This window comes from Achromobacter arsenitoxydans SY8, assembly GCF_000236785.1.
GTDB classification, from domain to species: Bacteria; Pseudomonadota; Gammaproteobacteria; order Burkholderiales; family Burkholderiaceae_B; genus Achromobacter; species Achromobacter arsenitoxydans.
The window spans coordinates 105040-121890 of the sequence record NZ_AGUF01000047.1; the positions used below are offsets into that span (position 1 = coordinate 105040).

General features: G+C 68.0%; 14 protein-coding genes and 1 pseudogene. 3 read left to right on the top strand and 12 right to left on the bottom strand.

The features are described 5' to 3' along the window. Positions 1–49 precede the first annotated feature (49 nt). The gene (locus tag KYC_RS13310; protein WP_008162980.1) at positions 50–868 is read right to left on the bottom strand and encodes a lytic transglycosylase domain-containing protein; all 819 of its coding nucleotides are present in this window, start codon (positions 866–868) and stop codon (positions 50–52) included. A gap of 81 nt (positions 869–949) precedes the next feature. Here KYC_RS13310 and ubiD point away from each other — a divergent pair, with 81 nt between their 5' ends. Further along, positions 950–2494, top strand: coding sequence for a 4-hydroxy-3-polyprenylbenzoate decarboxylase (gene ubiD / locus KYC_RS13315; RefSeq protein WP_008162982.1), 1545 nt, complete (start codon positions 950–952; stop codon positions 2492–2494). Positions 2495–2580: 86 nt separating this feature from the next. Here the strand turns inward: ubiD and KYC_RS13320 are convergent, their stop codons facing one another. The 9 genes and pseudogenes from KYC_RS13320 to KYC_RS13360 all read right to left on the bottom strand — a co-directional run bounded on the left by KYC_RS13320 (position 2581) and on the right by KYC_RS13360 (position 11683). Continuing rightward, complete coding sequence (locus KYC_RS13320; RefSeq protein WP_008162983.1) at positions 2581–2937, bottom strand: hypothetical protein; 357 nt, start codon at positions 2935–2937, stop codon at positions 2581–2583. A gap of 3 nt (positions 2938–2940) precedes the next feature. Further along, on the bottom strand, positions 2941–3360 hold the full coding sequence (locus KYC_RS13325; RefSeq protein ID WP_008162986.1) for a phage holin family protein: 420 nt from the start codon (positions 3358–3360) through the stop codon (positions 2941–2943). A 68-nt stretch (positions 3361–3428) separates the two neighbouring features. Further along, positions 3429–3746 (bottom strand): ElaB/YgaM/YqjD family protein, encoded by a 318-nt coding sequence (locus KYC_RS13330; RefSeq protein ID WP_008162987.1) that lies wholly within the window; start codon positions 3744–3746, stop codon positions 3429–3431. Between the two features lie 83 nt (positions 3747–3829). Then, positions 3830–4555 carry a hypothetical protein gene (locus KYC_RS13335; protein ID WP_008162989.1) on the bottom strand — a complete coding sequence of 242 codons (726 nt, stop codon included), beginning with the start codon at positions 4553–4555 and terminating at the stop codon, positions 3830–3832. 140 nt (positions 4556–4695) lie between these two features. Beyond that, positions 4696–7416, bottom strand: coding sequence for a nitrate reductase (locus KYC_RS13340; protein ID WP_050814870.1), 2721 nt, complete (start codon positions 7414–7416; stop codon positions 4696–4698). Positions 7417–7421: 5 nt separating this feature from the next. Further along, positions 7422–8639 (bottom strand): annotated as a pseudogene (locus KYC_RS13345) (NAD(P)/FAD-dependent oxidoreductase); the annotation flags it as partial. 9 nt (positions 8640–8648) lie between these two features. Further along, positions 8649–9524 carry an ABC transporter ATP-binding protein gene (locus KYC_RS13350; RefSeq protein ID WP_008162998.1) on the bottom strand — a complete coding sequence of 292 codons (876 nt, stop codon included), beginning with the start codon at positions 9522–9524 and terminating at the stop codon, positions 8649–8651. A 4-nt stretch (positions 9525–9528) separates the two neighbouring features. Continuing rightward, positions 9529–10359, bottom strand: a complete 831-nt coding sequence (ntrB, locus tag KYC_RS13355) for a nitrate ABC transporter permease (protein WP_008163000.1) — start codon at positions 10357–10359, stop codon at positions 9529–9531. Between the two features lie 25 nt (positions 10360–10384). After that, complete coding sequence (locus tag KYC_RS13360; RefSeq protein WP_050814874.1) at positions 10385–11683, bottom strand: CmpA/NrtA family ABC transporter substrate-binding protein; 1299 nt, start codon at positions 11681–11683, stop codon at positions 10385–10387. Between the two features lie 403 nt (positions 11684–12086). Here KYC_RS13360 and KYC_RS13365 point away from each other — a divergent pair, with 403 nt between their 5' ends. Together KYC_RS13365 and cysG are read left to right on the top strand one after the other, a co-directional pair. Next, complete coding sequence (locus KYC_RS13365) at positions 12087–12668, top strand: ANTAR domain-containing response regulator (protein WP_008163004.1); 582 nt, start codon at positions 12087–12089, stop codon at positions 12666–12668. Positions 12669–12830: 162 nt separating this feature from the next. Continuing rightward, positions 12831–14246, top strand: coding sequence for a siroheme synthase CysG (gene cysG, locus KYC_RS13370; protein WP_008163006.1), 1416 nt, complete (start codon positions 12831–12833; stop codon positions 14244–14246). A 44-nt stretch (positions 14247–14290) separates the two neighbouring features. Here the strand turns inward: cysG and upp are convergent, their stop codons facing one another. After that, positions 14291–14929: a uracil phosphoribosyltransferase gene (gene upp, locus KYC_RS13375; protein WP_008163008.1), complete on the bottom strand. Its 639-nt coding sequence runs from the start codon at positions 14927–14929 to the stop codon at positions 14291–14293. Positions 14930–15171: 242 nt separating this feature from the next. After that, positions 15172–16620 carry a D-alanyl-D-alanine carboxypeptidase/D-alanyl-D-alanine endopeptidase gene (gene dacB, locus KYC_RS13380; RefSeq protein WP_008163009.1) on the bottom strand — a complete coding sequence of 483 codons (1449 nt, stop codon included), beginning with the start codon at positions 16618–16620 and terminating at the stop codon, positions 15172–15174. Positions 16621–16851 lie beyond the last annotated feature (231 nt).

Consider the following 16851-nt stretch of genomic DNA (forward strand, 5'->3'; position numbering starts at 1 on the left):
CGCAAAAAAGGCGCGCCCTCCGGGGCGCGCCTTCGGATCAGGCGAGATGTCAGTCGCGGGCCAGGGCGATGCCCGACGCCAGCGCCAGGCGCCGGCGTTCCGCCTGCACCTTCGCGCCGTAGCCGTTGTCGTCCGGACCGGTGGAACCCACGTAACAGGCCAGGCCGCCGTCCACGGAACCGCGGCGGTTGATGCAGTCGCGCAGGATCGTGGCGCCGACGCCAATGTTGGCGGCCGGATCCAGCGCGTTCTTGCCGACCGCGTCGAACTTCTCCTGGTGCACGCTGGTCATGACCTGCATCAGGCCCTGCGCGCCCACATGGCTTTCGGCCAGCGGGTTGTAGCGCGACTCGATGGCGATCACGGCCAGGACCAGCAGGGGGTCCAGCTGTTTTTCGCGGCTCACCTTGTACACGGTGTTCAAGAGCGGGCCGGTCGCGTCATAGGCGACCTTGTACTTGCGCGAGATATAGTTGCGCAAGGCTTCCGCCTGCGGTCCCGTAGCCGCCGAGGCGGTCTTCTTGGGCGCGGGCGGCGCGACGCGGGCCGGCCCCAGCATGCCGGTGGCGTTGCTGGCGGGTGCGGCGGGTACGGCCATGGCAATTGCCGACGCAGTGTCGGAACCCAGTTCGGAGCCGGCTTCGGTATCGGAGCCGGCCTGCATGGATGAAGGCGCTAGGGCGGTCAACAAGGCTTTGTGCACTTGCAATGCCTGGTCGCGCAAACCAGGCAGGGCGAATCCCATGCTTACCGTCACAATGACCGCGATGCCCAGATAGACAGAGCAAATGCGCAGCGATTCGGCAAGATATTCGTGCACTCCTTGGGCCATGTTCCTGAACAGGCTGGCCACTGACGCATCGGGCATAAAACCTCCTGCGTAAAAAAGAGGGAGTCAATGTTAACCTCTCTTTGAACCTGAAATGTAACCAAATCGCTGGGATCTGTAGTGAAATACCGCGACCTTAGAGACTTCCTCGCCCAACTTGAACGGATGGGCGACCTCAAACGCATCGCCGCGCCGGTCTCCACGCGGCTGGAAATGACCGAAATTTCCGATCGCGTGCTGCGCGCCGAAGGGCCCGCCCTGCTGTTCGAAAACACCGTCCACGACGGGCAGCCCGCGCAGATGCCGGTGCTGGCCAACCTGTTCGGCACTCCTGCCCGCGTGGCCCGCGGCATGGGCGCGGACGACGTCAGCGCCCTGCGCGACATCGGCGAACTGCTGGCCTCGCTGCGCGAGCCCGAGGCGCCCAAAGGCCTGCGCGATGCGCTGGCCAAGGTGTCCATGCTGAAGTCCGCGCTCTGGGACATGAGCCCCAAGAACGTCAAAAGCCCCGCCTGCCAGGAAATCGTCTGGGAGGGCAAGGACGTAGACCTGACTCGCCTGCCGATCCAGACCTGCTGGCCCGGCGACGTGGCGCCGCTGCTGACCTGGGGGCTGGTCATTACGCGCGGCCCCAACGCCAAGCGCCAGAACCTGGGCATCTACCGCCAGCAGTTGCTGGGGCCGAACAAGCTGATCATGCGCTGGCTGTCGCACCGCGGCGGCGCGCTGGATTTCCGCGACCACGCGATCGCGAACCCCGGCACGCCCTTCCCCATCGCGGTCGCGCTGGGCGCCGACCCGGCCACCACCCTGGGCGCGGTCACGCCGGTGCCGGACAGCCTGTCCGAATACCAGTTCGCCGGCCTCCTGCGCGGCTCGCGTACGGAAGTGGCGCAGGCGCTGGGCAGCAACCTGTCCGTGCCGGCCTGGGCCGAAATCGTGCTCGAAGGCCACCTGCTGCCGTCGTCGGACCCGCGCGCCATCAAGCCCGTGGTGCCGGAAGGCGTCAACCCGCCCGCGGATACCGGCTATGAAATGGCGCTGGAAGGCCCCTACGGCGACCACACCGGCTATTACAACGAGCAGGACTGGTTCCCCGTGTTCACGGTGGAGCGGATCACGATGCGGCGCAATCCCATCTACCACTCCACCTACACCGGCAAGCCGCCCGACGAGCCCGCCGTGCTGGGCGTCGCGCTAAACGAGGTCTTCGTGCCCCTGCTGCGCCGCCAGCTCCCGGAAATCGTGGACTTCTACCTGCCGCCCGAGGGCTGCAGCTACCGTCTGGCCGTGGTGTCGATCCGCAAGCAGTATGCGGGCCACGCCAAGCGGGTCATGTTCGGGCTATGGAGCATCCTGCGCCAGTTCATGTACACCAAGTTCATCGTCGTGGTGGACGAGGACATCAATCCGCGCGACTGGAAGGAAGTCGTGTGGGCGATGACCACCCGCATGGACCCGGTACGCGACACGCTGCTGGTCGAGAACACCCCCATCGACTACCTGGACTTCGCCTCGCCGGTGTCGGGCCTGGGCGGCAAGATGGGCCTGGACGCCACCAATAAATGGCCGGGCGAGACCAGCCGCGAGTGGGGCACCCCCATCACGATGGACGCCGACGTCAAGAAACGCGTAGACGATATGTGGGGACAACTGGGGCTTTGAGGTCCCGGCCCCTCGCGTCAAATAAAAACCCCGCCTCTGCATGCGCATGAAGGCGGGGTTTCTTTTGGCGGCGACAGCTGCGGGCATTACCCCCTGTCGCGATCCTGGCGCATGCCCCGCCACGCTTTGAACAATTGCCAGCCGACCAAGGCGCCGCCGGCGACTTTCAAAAGCTTGGACCGCTTGCCGCCACGCATGAACATGGCCGACAGGGACGAGCTGACGATGGGATATCGCCGCGCCAGCGTGATGGCCTGCAAGGCCCAGCGGGACGCGCCGCTGGACGCCAGCCGGGGCAGCAGGCCGCGCACCAGCGCCGCCGGTTCAAGCTTGCGCCCCGTGGAGACGATGCTTTGCGCCAGCGACTCGCGTTCGATGGCTGCGCGGGCGCGCAGCAGTTCGATGCGCACGGCGCGGTCGACGGTGGGAGATCTTTTGGCCATGGCTCAGGCCTCCTCGCGGCGGCGGACCGCCGCCTCGTCGTCATCGCCCTGCGCATCGCGCACGCGGTCCAGCAGTTCCGCGTCGCGCCCCAGTTCCTCGAGCGTGGCCGAGAACGGGGTTGGGCCGTAGATCAGCCCATGGCGCACCACCAGCAGCAGCACCACGCCTGCAATCCCATAGAAGGCCGCCAACAGGCCCAGGGCCAGGTAGCGGTCTTCGGTGGGCCAGAACGCCACGGCGATGGTGACGGTGGCCACCAGCACTGCCAGCGTCAGGAACAGCAACGCAGCGAACGACAGGCCCAGCAGCTTGAGCAGCCGCGCCTTTTCGTCCGCCGCTTCCAGAGCCAGCAGCTCCAGGCGCGTGCGCGTCAGCCCGACCAGGCTGGACGCAACACCGAAAACAGATTTTCGTAGACCCATGGCTGAAAGAACGCCGGGCGGGGAGCGCGGCAAAACGCCGGCGCCGCCCGCCCGGACGTCCTGCCTTATCAGCGGCGGCTGATCAGCAAACCGAGCAGCAGGCCGGTCACGCCTGCGACCCCGATGGCTTGCCAGGGATTGTCATGCACGTAATCGTCCGTTGCCCGGGCTGCCTTGCGGCCGCGTTCGAGCACGGCGTCCTGGGCTTCGTACAGGGCTTCACGCGTGCGCTTGAGCGAAGTCAGGGCGCGGTCGCGCAATTCGTTGGCCTTGTCGCCGGTGCTGCTGGCGGCTTCGCGCAGCAGGCTTTCGGCGTCATTCAGGCTGGTCTTGACACTGTCGATGAGTTTTTCTTTTGCGACGTCTTCGGATTTTCTCGTTGCCATTTTCTGAGCTCCTGTTGTGTGTCCATGACGAAACCATCATACCAGCCGCCATGCGGTGAACATGGCGCGCTTGCTACCGGGTGCTACTTGATCTGCGTAATCTCGACCGCGGACTTCACGCCGCCCTGATCAATGTCCTGCTTCATCACCAGATTCACCGCCGGGCAATACCAGTCGGTGACCGTGGTGTTCATGCCTGGGATCGGAATGGTCAGGCCCTGGAAGGTGGCCATGGTGGGATCGGAGTTGCGCGTATAGGTGATCGGATGGCAGGACTGCTTGCCCAGCGCGGTGTCCAGCGACGCCTGCTTGCCCACCGTCTTTTCGCCGATGCGAACGGTGGTGCTGGGCTGCCCGCCCACTGGCGCTTCCTTGCCGATCTTCAGGCGGAACGACGAGCCGGGCAGCTTCTGGCCCGCGTTGAGCTTGCCGTCGTAGGCGAACAGGCCGAGCATGCGCAGGTCGAACTGGCCTTCGGACGGTTGCGGCGCTTCGCCGGCGCTGGCGTAGCGCAGGAAAGTGGCCTGGCCGCCTTTGACGGTCATCAGGTAGTCGAGTTTGGATTTGCCGGGCGGCAGGCCCGCGTAGCTGAACCGGGCAACGCCCTGCACGCGCGCGCGGCAGTTGTCGCCATTGCTTTTTGTAACCTCGGCGAAGGTCAGGTCGGCGCCCAGCGCCAGATTGCCGCTGCCGGTGAGCTGCACCGCGCCGCCGTCGTGCATGAATTGCGCGTCGCACACGCCAGCCTGCGCCGTCGCGGCCGCGCCCAGCGCGCCCACCGCAAAAATCAGGGATGCCAGTTTCCGCATCGTCGTCACAAGCCACTCCATAAATCCGGGAAAGCCATTCGCACCGGCAAATGACTGGCTTGATACTACACCGGTTGCCATGCCCGGCGTATGTCGGAACGTGTCGGACGCGGCGCGCTGGCGGCCCCGGTGCGCGCTGGCTAGGCCAGCGCGTGCGCGGCGGGTCGGCGCGCCAGCAGCGACTGGATTTCCGGCACGCACGAACCGCAGCCCGTGCCGCAGCCCAGCGTCGCCTTCAGCGCCGCCAGGTCGCAACCGCGTCCGATGCCGCCCAAGATCGCCGCCTCGCTCACGCCGTTGCAGACGCAAATGGTGCGCGACCGCGCCGCGCCCGCGGCGCGCCCCATCAGCAGCGCGGCAATGCCGGCGGGCGCGTCCCCGCCCGCCGCCCAGGCCAGCAGCGCGTCCTGCGCGCGCAGGTCGCCGGCCAGCAGGAAGGCGCGCAGCCCGCCCTGCCCGCCCGCCACGCGGCGCATGTAGCCGCGCGACGGGTCGTCGAACGCCACGTCGGCACGGCCCAGCGTCAGCGCATCCGCCAGTTCGTCCAGCAGCGCTGCGCCCGGGGCCGCGCGCGACGCCAGCCGCAGCCGGACGCCGTCGGCGCCGGCCGGCAGCACGACGGCATAGTCGAAGCGGCGCAGCCAGGGCGCCAGGCGCGCGCGCAGCGCCATCGCGTCGCCCTGCAGCCATCCCGCGGCCTGCCAGGCCAGGCCGGCGGGTTCGGCGCGCGCCGCGCTGAACTTAAGCTCCGGCTGGCGCGAAATCGGATCCGCCGCGGAATGGGTCAACCCATTCACGCCCAGGCCCGCCATGTAGCCGCTGCCCCAGTGCATGGGAACAAAGGCATGGCCGGGTTGCACGGCATCGTCCGCCTGCGCGGGCAGCACCAGGCTGCCCCGCGGCGTGTGCAGCCGCGTCAGCGCGCCGGGTTCGAGCTTGAGCCGGCGCATGTCCTCGGGATGCAGCGACACCCAGGGTTCTTCGACGTGCTGCGTCAGCGCGCGCGCCAGGGAGGTGCGCGCCATCGTGTGCCAGTGATCACGCAGGCGGCCGGTGGTGAGCTGCAGGGGAAACTCCGCCGACACGGTTTCGGCGGTGGGCCGCCAAGCCACGTCGACAAACCGGGCGCGGCCGCTGGGCGTGGGAAAGACGCCGTCCGCATACAGGCGCGCGGTGCCTTCGCCCTGGCGGTAAGGCCATTGCTGCGGACCGCGCTGGGCCAGGACGTCGTAGTCCAGCGCGCTGTAGTCCAGGTCCCGGCCCGCCGTCATGCGGACGTGCTCGGCGTAGACCTCGGATTCATCGCGGTAGCCGAACAGCGCCGCCTTGGCCGGCGCGATGCGGGCGGCAAGCCGCCGCGCGACCGCCTGCGCCAGCCGCCAGTCGGGCTGCGCGTCCCCGGGCGGCGCGATGGCGGCGCGGACCCGGCTGACGCGACGTTCCGAATTCGTCACGGTGCCCGACTTCTCGGGCCAGGTCGCCGCCGGCAGCACCAGGTCGGCATACGCCAGCGTCTCGGTGCCGGCGAAAGCCTCCTGCACGATCACGAATTCCGCCCGCTCCAGGGCGGCGCGCACGCGGGCCTGGTCGGGCAGCGACTGCGCCGGATTGGTGGCCGCGATCCACAGCACCTTGATGTGTCCCGCCAGCACCGCGTCGAACATATCCAGCGCCGTGGCGCCCGGCGCATCGGGCAGGCTGTCGACGCCCCACAAGGCGGCGACCTCGGCGCGGTCCGCCGGCGAAGCCGGGTCGCGATGGCCCGGCAGCAGGGTCGCCATGCCGCCGGCCTCGCGGCCGCCCATGGCGTTGGGCTGTCCGGTCAGCGAAAACGGCCCGGCGCCGGGCCGGCCGATCTGGCCGGTGGCCAGATGCAAATGGATCAGCGCCGCATTCTTGTCGGTGCCGGCGACCGACTGGTTCAGGCCCATCGTGTAGAGCGACAGCGCCGCACCGGCTTCGCCGAACCAGCGCGCCGCCTGGACGATGTCCTTCGCCGGCACGCCGCAGATGCGCTGCGCGGCTGCGGGCGTGTATTCCTCCACCCGCGTCCGCAGCGTCTCGAAGCCCTCGGTATGGCGCGCGATGTAGCCGTGGTCGACCAAGCCCTCGCGCAGCATCACATGCAGCATGGCGTTGAACAGCGCCACGTCCGACCCCGGCGCCAGCGGCAGGTGCAGGTCCGCGAATGCGGCGGTGTCGGTGCGCCGCGGATCCGCCACGATCACCTTCATGCCGGGCCGGCTGGCGCGCGCAGCCTCCAGCCGCCGGAACAGCACCGGATGCGCGTAGGCCATGTTGGAGCCGGCGATCAGTACGGTATCCGCCAGCTCCAGGTCTTCATAGCAGGCCGGCGGCGCGTCCGCGCCCAGCGTGCGCTTGTAGCCCGAAACCGCGCTGGACATGCACAGGCGGGAATTGGTGTCGATGTTGTTGGTGCCGGCCAGCGCCCGCGCCAGCTTGTTGAAGATGGCGTAGTCCTCGGTCAGGAGCTGGCCGGACAGATAGAAGCCCACGGCGTCCGGACCATGCGCGGCGATCGCGCCGGCCAGCTTGTCCGCGGCCAGATCCAGCGCCTGCTCCAGCCCGATATCCCGCAAGGGGTCCGCCCGGTTCGCGCGCCATTGCGCCGCCAGCACGCGTGCGCCGTCGCGCCGCACCGTGTCGGCCAGAGCCAGGCCCTTGCTGCACAGCCGGCCCCGGTTGGCCGGGTGCGATTCGTCGCCGCGCACGCCCAGCACCGCGCCGTCGCGCACCTGCACGCGCACCCCGCAGCCCGTACCGCAATAACAGCAGATCGACGCGACCTCCCGCGTGCCTTCGGCCCTAATCCCGATGCTGCGTGTCAACGGCATGTCCATCCTTATTCGCCCCCTGCGCCTTCGCCGAACATCAGCCGGTCGCGCAGGGCGTCGATGCGCGCGCCTTCGCGGATCAGCCGCACGTACCAGGCGCTGTCCACCGTGTCGCCGTACAGGCACGCGCCTACCAGCCTGTCGTCCCGGATCACCAGCTTCTTGTAGACGCCGCCCGGCGTGTCGGCCAGCGTGATCGTCTCGGTCTGTTCGCCGCCGGCGAAATCGCCCGCCGAGAACAGGTCGATGCCGGTGACCTTCAGCTTGGTCGACGTGACGCTTCCTTCGTAGCGGCCGATGCCGTGCCGGGCAAGATGGTTGGCCGCCACCTTCGCCTGTTCAAACAGCGGCGCGACCAGGCCGTAGGCCGTGCCGCGATGGCTGACGCATTCGCCCACCGCGTAGATGCGCGGATCGTAGGTCTGCAGGGTGTCGCTGACCACCACGCCGCGGTCGACGTGCAGCCCGCAGCGTTGGGCAAGCTCGCTGTTGGGCTGCACGCCCACGGCCATGACCACGAGGTCCGCGGGAATTTCCTGTCCATCCGCAAAACGCAGCGCCCGTACGCGCCCGTTGTCGCCGCCCAGGATGGCCTGGGTCTGGCGCCCAAGCAGAAAGTTCAGGCCGCGCGCCTCCAGGCTACGTCGCAGCAGGCCGGCGGCCTCGCCGTCCAACTGCCTGTCCAGCAGCGCGGCGCCCAGATGCACGACCGACACGTCCATGCCGCGCGCGGCAAGGCCGTTGGCGGCCTCAAGCCCCAGCAGGCCGCCGCCAATCACGACCGCATGCCGGTAGCGCGTGGACGCCTCGATCATCTGGTTCACGTCGCCGATGTCGCGAAAGGCGACAACGCCGTCCAGGTCATGCCCCGGCACCGGCAGGATCCGGGGGTTGGACCCGGTAGCCAGCAGCAGCCGGTCATATGGCGTGCGCGTGCCGTCATCGGCCTGTACCGTGCGCCGCGCCCGGTCGATGCCCTGCACCTTGCGGTTGCGCAGCAGCCGGATACCGTGGCGGACGTACCAGTCCTCGTCATTGAGCACGATGTCCTGCAAGGTCCGCTCGCCGGTCAGCACGGGCGACAGCAGGATGCGGTTGTAGTTGGTGTGGGGCTCGGCCCCGAACACCGTGATGTCGTAGAGGTCCGGCGCCAGCTTCAGCAATTCCTCGACCGTGCGGATGCCCGCCATCCCGTTGCCGACCACCACCAGCTTCTGCTTTGCCTCCATGGCGTCCCCCTACGCGGCAGCGCGCGCCGCGCCCGCCTCCTCAAGCGCGTCGGGCGCCGCGGGGATGGCCGCATTGGCCTGCGCCGCGGCCTGCGAGCGTTCGGGATTGCCGTGACGGCGGTGCAGGAAGTCGACCACCGCGGCGCGGCACGACAGGTAAGTCGGATCGTTGGCCAGCCGCACGCGGTCGCGCGGCCGGGGCAGCGGCACGGGCAGGATTTCGCCGATAGTCGCGGCCGGCCCGTTGGTCAGCATCACGATGCGGTCCGACAGCAGCACGGCCTCGTCCACGTCGTGCGTCACCATGATGGTGGTCGTGCGCGTCTTGGCCACGATCTTCAGCAGTTCGTCCTGCAGGTGCGCACGGGTCAGCGCGTCCAGCGCGCCGAAGGGTTCGTCCATCAGCAGCACGCCCGGCTCAATCGCCAGCGCGCGCGCAATGCCCACGCGCTGCTTCATGCCGCCGGAAATTTCCCGCGGCAGTTTGTTCTGCGCGGGCAGCAGGCCCACCAGGTCCAGCGCAGCGCGCGTGCGCTCCACCAGCTGCGGGCGTTTTTCCTTGCCGCCAAACACGCGTTCGACCGCCAAGTGCACATTCTGGAAGCAGTTCAGCCATGGCAGCAGCGAATGGTTCTGGAACACCACCGCCCGGTCCGGACCGGGACCGGTGATCTCGCGTTCGGCGCATAGCAGGACGCCGCTGGTGGGCCGGGTCAGCCCCGCGATCAGGTTCAGCAAGGTCGACTTGCCGCAGCCGGAATGGCCGATCAGCGTAATGAACTCGCCCTGCTCGACCGTCAGGTCGATGTCGCGCAGCGCCACGAAGGCGCCCTTGCGGGTATTGAAGGTCTGACCCACGTTCTCGATGCGTACGAATTTCTTCATGGCGCTATTCCTCGGTATAGGTGAAGCGGCGGGCCAGCGCGACCAGCAGGGTCTCCAGCAGCAGCCCCACAATGCCGATCACGAAAATGGCGATAACGATGTGCTCGACCTTCAGGTTGTTCCACTCGTCCCACAGCCAGAAGCCGATGCCCGTGCCGCCGGTCAGCATTTCCGCCGCCACGATCACCAGCCACGCGGTGCCGATGGACAGCCGCACCCCGGTCAGCATGTAGGGCAGCACCGCGGGCAGCAGCACCTTGGTCGTGACCTTCCATTCGGACAGGTTCAGCACCCGCGCCACGTTCAGGTAGTCTTGCGGCACGCGCGACACGCCCACGGCGGTGTTGATGATCATGGGCCAGATCGAACAGATGAAAATGGCCCAGATCGCGGCGGGATTGGCCGCCTTGAACAGCAGCAGTCCCAGCGGCAGCCAGGCCAGCGGCGACACCGGCCGCAGCAGGCTGACAATGGGCGAGAACATGGCCCGCACCGCGGCGTAGCGGCCAATGGCAAAACCCACCGGAATACCGACCAGGGCCGCCAGGCCGAATCCGGCAGCCACACGCTCCAGCGACGCCAGCAGGTTCCAGCCGATGCCCTTGTCGTTCGGGCCGTTGTCATAGAACGGATCCGAGAACAGTTCCACGGCCGCCCGCCAGGTGACGCCGGGCGTGGGGATCTCGGTGATCCGCAACGCCACCACCTGCCAGACCAGCACAAATAGCGCGAAGCCGGCAACCGGCCCCACCACCGCTTTGAGCGCGGACTCCGCGCGTTCCCGCCACAGGGCGGCCAGTTCGTCGCCGCGGCGCGTAATCGTTACGGTAGACATAGCGAGTCTCCTGTCGTGCCGGCCCTCAGGCCTTGACCTTGAAACCGTCGGCATACGCCGCGGGATTGCTGCCGTCCCAGACCACGCCGTCGATAAGCTTGGACGTGCGCACCTCGCTGGCGGGCAGCGCGACGCCGGCTGCCTGCGCGGCCTGCTTGTAGATGTCGATCCGGTTGATCTGTTTGGCGACACCCAGGTAGTCCGGATGCTCCTTCAGGAGGCCCCAGCGCTTGTGCTGCGTCAGGAACCACATGCCGTCGCTCAGGTACGGGAAGTTGGCGGCGCCGTCGGCGTAGAAGCGCATGGCGTGGTCGTCCGTCCACTTCTTGCCCAGGCCGTCGTCGTACTGCCCCAGCATGCGGTCCACGATGCCGCTGGCGTCCGTGTTGACGTAGGACTTGGCGGCGATGGTCTCGGCCGTCTTGCGGCGGTTTTCGGGAGACGCGTCGATCCACTTGCCCGCTTCAAGAATTGCGGCGGTGACGGCGCGCGCCGTGTTCGGATTGCGCGTCACAAAGTCGCCGCTGGTGCCCAGCACCTTTTCGGGGTGGTCGGTCCAGATGCCCTGCGAGGTAACGGTCGTAAAGCCGATCTTGTCCAGGATGGCCCGCGCGCCCCAGGGCTCGCCGACGCAGTAGCCGTCCATGTTGCCCACCCGCATGTTGGCCACCATCTGCGGCGGCGGCACGGTGATGACTTTGGCGTCCTTCATCGGATTGATGCCGTAAGCGGCCAGCCAGTAGTACAGCCACATCGCGTGCGTGCCGGTGGGAAAGGTCTGGGCGAAGGTGTATTCGCGCTTTTCCGCGCCCATCAGTTTGGCCAGCGATTCGCCGTCGCGCGCGCCCGCTTCCAGCAGCTTGTTCGATAGCGTGATGGCCTGGCCGTTCTGGTTCAGGCTCATCAGCACCGCCATGTCCTTCTTGGGTCCGCCGATGCCCAGGTGGACGCCATAGACCAGGCCGTACAGCACATGCGCCATGTCCAATTCGCCGTTCATGAGCTTGTCGCGCACGGCGGCCCAGGACGCTTCCTTGGAAGGCGTGATCTTCACGCCGTACTTCTTGTCGATACCCAGCACCGACGCCATCACGACGGAGGCGCAGTCGGTCAGCGGTATGAAGCCGATCTTGACCTCGGTCTTTTCCGGCGCATCGGTGCCGGCGGCCCAGGCGCCGGCGCGCACCAGCGGGTCGACCAGCGAAAGCAGGCCGGCGCCGGCCACCGCGCGCGCTGTCCCGCTCAGCCACTTGCGGCGTCCGGCGTTGGCGGTCATGCCGGCGCTGGCGGCGTCGGTCGAGGGGCTGCTGTTCATGGGCGTCATGCAAGGCTCCTGGATGTAAGCGGCAAAAAAAAACGTCCCGCGCGCCACGGAATCCATCCGTTGGCGCTGCGGAACGTCGTTGTCCCTTGCCGCATAGCGCGGCGTGTTGCGTCGGGCGACCGCCGTTGGCCGCCCCGGTTCCACTCAAGCAAACGCTGTGCCAGATCCGACCGCAAACCCTGAAAACGGCCTGAAACCCGCATCGCTGCTGGCTTTGCGCAGATCCGCGCCGTCAGCGCACAACGCGCATGAATCGGGGCCCGAGCCAAGTTGGTGCGTCTAGCGTTGCCGCAGCGCACCATGGCTGTGCGGAGGCCGCCCCGCCAGCGTGCGTGCGCCGACCACGCCCCGGGCGGACGCGATGGCATGGAACTTGCATCACAGGAAACACCAGGGGGGTTTCATGCTGAAGGTCATGCTGCTGAACGATGGCGAAGGACGCGCGGCGTCGCTGCGGCAAACGCTTGCCGCGGCGGGCGTGCATGTCGTCGCGGAAGTGGCGCCCGGCGCGGACCTGGCCGCCAGTATTGCGCAGGCCGCGCCGGACGTTGTACTGATAGACAGCGACGCCCCCGGCCGCGACACCCTGGAGAACGTCTGTGTCGCAAGCGAGCACAGCGACCGCCCGGTCGTGATGTTCACCGACAACGGCAATCGCGAAACCATCCGCACCGCCCTGCGCGCAGGCGTGGCAGCCTACGTGGTGGGCGATGTGCCGGCCGGCCGCATCGAACCGTTGCTGACGGTGGCAATCGAACGCTTCGCCATGGAAAAATCGCGGCGCGAGGAACTGCGCGAGGCCCAGTTGCGGCTGGCCGACCGGCAGTGGGTGGAAAAGGCCAAGGGCATCCTGATGAAAACCCGGTCCATCCCCGAGGACGAGGCCCATCGGCTGCTGCGCGAACGCGCCATGCAAAGCCAGAAGCGGCTGGGCGAAGTCGCCCGCGAGGTCGTGGAAATGAGCCAGTGGCTGGGCAACGCCTAGGGAAGGTCAGAACCAGTCCCCGCGCCGCCTGCATCTACGGACTCGGGCGGCCTGCCAAATAAGTTCTGGCTATAAGGAATAAATAAATCAAAAGTTGTGGGGATGAAAACCCGTCCCTATCATCGACCCACATTGAGCCGGGTACGCCCGAGGCTGGCATTCATGAAGCTTTTCCCGATTTTTGCCGATCTGAAAGACCGGCTGGTTTTGGTTGTAGGCGGCGGCGCAGTCGCCGAGCGCAAGACGCTCGCCTTGCTGGAGGCCTGTGCCGACGTCGTCGTCGGCGCTCCTGAACTGACGCCCGCCCTGGCCGCGCTGGCGGCCGAAGGACGCATCCGCCATCTGCACGGCCTGTTCGACCCCGCCTGGCTCGACGCCGTCTGGCTGGTAGTGGCCGCCACCGACGACCGCGCCGCGAACGCCGCGGTGTCCGAAGCCGCCCAGGCGCGCCGCACCTTCTGCAACGTGGTGGACGACCCGGAACTGTCGTCTTTCCAGGTCCCGTCCATCGTCGACCGCTCGCCCGTCATCGTCGCCATCTCGTCGTCGGGCGTGGCGCCCGTGCTGGCGCGCCGGATCCGCGAACGCATCGAATCGCTGTTCGACCACACGCTCGGCCAGCTTGCTGGCCTGGCCGCGACCTACCGCAAGCGCATCCGGTCCAGCCACCCCGACCTGGGCGCGCGGCGCCGCTTCTATGACTGGCTGCTGGACGGCCCGGTGGCCGGTTTCCTGCGCCAGCAACAGCCAGCGCAGGCCGAGGCCGCCCTGGCGGACGCCCTGGCCGCGCCGATCGCTCCCGCGACGGGCAGCGTGGTGCTGGTGGGCGCGGGCCCCGGCGACCCCGGCCTGCTGACGCTCAAGGCCTTGCGCGCCCTGAATGAAGCCGACGTGATCCTGCATGACCGGCTGGTCAGCGACGAGGTCATGTCCCTGGCGCGCCGCGACGCCGAACGCGTGCCGGTCGGCAAGCTGCCCGGCGAAAACCATCACGCGACGCAGGCGCGGATCCATGCGCTGCTGGTGGAGCACGCCCAGGCAGGCCGGCGGGTCGTACGGCTCAAGGGCGGCGACGCCTTCATCTTCGGCCGCGGCGGCGAAGAACTGGAATATCTGCGCGCCCATGGCGTGCGCTATGAAGTGGTGCCCGGCATCACCGCCGCGCTGGCCTGTGCGGCCTATGCCGGCATTCCGCTGACGCACCGCGAACACGCGCAGTCCGTACGCCTGGTCACCGCGCACTGCCGCGAAGACGAAGACAGCCTGGACTGGCCCGCGCTCGCGCGCGAGCGGCAGACCCTGGCGTTCTATATGGGAGTCGGGCAGCTGGACCTGCTGACGCAGCGCCTGTTGCGCCACGGCCGTTCGCCGCAGACGCCGTTCGCGCTGATCGAAAACGGCAGCCGGCCGGAACAGCGCGTGCTGTCCGGCACGCTGGAGCGGCTGCCCGAGCTGGCCGGGGAACACGCCATCCAGTCCCCCGCCCTGCTGATCGTGGGCGAAGTCGCCGGACTGGCGCCGCAGTTGCACTGGTTCGGCCAGCACCTGGACGGCCGGCGGCAACCGCAGCCGGCGTAGCGCCGGCCTGGCAAAACGGGCCGCGAGCCGGCCCGTGACGGAAATTACTCGGTCTTCTGCGTGGTGCCGAAAATGCGGTCGCCGGCATCGCCCAGGCCCGGCATGATGTAGCCGTGCTCGTTCAGGCCGTCGTCGATGGACGCGGTGTAGATATGCACATCCGGGTGCTTGGCCAGCACGGTGTCGATGCCTACCGGGGCGGCCACCAGCACCAGCGCGCGGATTTCCTTGCAGCCGGCGCGCTTGAGCAGGTCGATGGCCGCGACCATCGAACCGCCGGTCGCCAGCATCGGGTCAACGATCAGCGCCAGGCGCTGGTCCAGTTCGCCCACCAGGCGTTCCAGATAGGTGTGCGCTTCCAGGGTCTCTTCGTTGCGGGCCACGCCCACGACGCTGACCTTGGCGCCGGGAATCAGGCTGAGCACGCCGTCCAGCATGCCGATGCCGGCGCGCAGGATCGGCACCACGGTGACTTTCTTGCCGGCGATCTTCTCTACCTGCACCTGTCCACACCAGCCTTCGACGGTGGCGGGGGCCAGCGGCAGGTCCTTGGACGCTTCATAGGTAAGCAAAGCGCCCACTTCCTGCGACAGTTCACGGAAGCTCTTGGTGCTGAGGTCGGCGCGGCGCATGATCCCGAGCTTGTGGCGGATCAGCGGATGGCGGATTTCGTGCACGGGCATGTGCGTAACTCTCCAGAGTATTTGTTGGTCAGGTTTTTTCGCCTCAGGCGGGACCGGATCGGCACGGCGCGCAGGCGCCGCCCGGTAGCGAGCCACACATAAGGAATCGTAATCGGTTTAGGGAGCTTCTCGCACAGACTTCTCGCAAGAATTGCCGCCCCGCCGCCGGGCCGTCCCAAGGCGGGGCAGCCCCCTTGGGGGGCAGCAAGCGCACAACGTGCGCGCGGCGTGGGGGCTTACATTCACTGTTCGGCGAGCCAGGAAATCAAAGCATCGTCGAATGCACGGACGGCGCCCGCCTGTTCGTGGTTGACGATGCTGACAACCACATAGCGCTTGCCGCTGGCGCCCAGCACGTAGCCGGCGATCGAGCGCACGTCGCGCAGCGAGCCGGTCTTCAGGTGGGCCATGCCGAGGGTGCCGTTGCCCTTCATGCGGCGCCGCACGGTGCCGTCCACGCCGGCAATGGCGAAGGACGAAATGTATTCCGGCATGACCGGCGAATTCCAGGCCACGGTCAGCATGGACGCCAGGCTGTCGGCCGACACGCGCGCGTCGCGCGACAGGCCGGCGCCATTGTCGATGACCAGCTCGGGCATGTTCAGCCCCTGCTTGGCCAGCAAATCCTTGGCCACCGCTTCGCTGCTGCCAACGGTGGCCGGCCGGCGGCCGCGTTCCGCGCCCAGCGTCAGCAGCAGCGTGCGCGCCATGACGTTGTTGCTGCGCTTGTTGATCAGGCGGATGGCCTCCGCCAGCGTGGGCGAGTCATGGGAAGCCAGCACGACCGCATCGGCCGGCACCATGCCGGAACGGACCTGCCCCTTGAACGTGCCGCCCAGCTCCTTCCAGAGCATGCGGAACACCTCGGTAGCGTAGTCGGGCTGCGAAAGCGCCAGGCGGTACAGGCTGAATTCCCCGCAGGACCCGGCCACCTTGCCGTTGACCCGGATGGTGACGCCCTGCTGCGTGATCAGCGGATCGGTCGTGACCACGGGAGGGCCAGGGCAGCGAACGTCGCTCCATTCCACCTGGCCTTCGATCTTCAGGCCGGGCAGGGGCGGATCAATCAGCGGCACCCATTTATTGGCAACCGGATCCGGCGTGAACAGCAGGCGCAAGGCACCGAAACCCACCATCAGGGCGTCGGGGCTGGCGTTGTAGGCCCGGTCGGGCGCGCCGTCGAAGGCGCCGGGATCCGTAGTCACCTGCCCGAAGATGCTGCGGTCGATCACCAGGTCGTTGATCTGCTTGACGCCGCGCAGGCGCAGTTCGCGCAGCAGCACCCACAGGTCCTGCAGCAGAAACTGCGGATCGCCCCCCGCCCGCAGGTACAGCGGGCCGCTCAGCGCGCCCTTGGCGTCGGGCCTGGCGCCCGGAGCCGTCATGAATTCGGTGCGCCAGACATAATTGGGGCCTAGCTCGGACAGCGCGGCCCAGGTCGTGACCAGTTTCATCACCGATGCGGGGTTGCGCGCTTCCTTGGCGTTGAGCGCCACCAGTCGCGGACCGCCGACTTCCTGGACCACCAGGGACAGCGAGCTGTCGGGCAGCTTGCTGGCCTTCCAGGCCTTGACGACGTCGGGCGGCAACCCGGGAACCTGCGCGAAGGCGGCGCCCGCGGCCAGGGCCAGCACCCCGCCGGCCAGCCATTGCTTCAGCCCGCCCACACGCTTGTTCGCTTGTCCCGTCATGCCTCGTCCACCCGGTTGCTCGTCCTGCAAAACCGAGAGCATACAAAACCTGGCACGGTTACGGGCGCCCCGAGGCATCCGATGCGGCGCAATCTCGACGCCGAGCGGCGCGACCGCCAGGGCGAGATTCCTTCCGTTCCGCCCCTATTAGCCGTCCCCTTTACAATAACGGGTTGCCCAGAGCCCGCCCGACCGGCCCGGCTCGCCTTTTGCAGGGCCCGATCCCTCTGA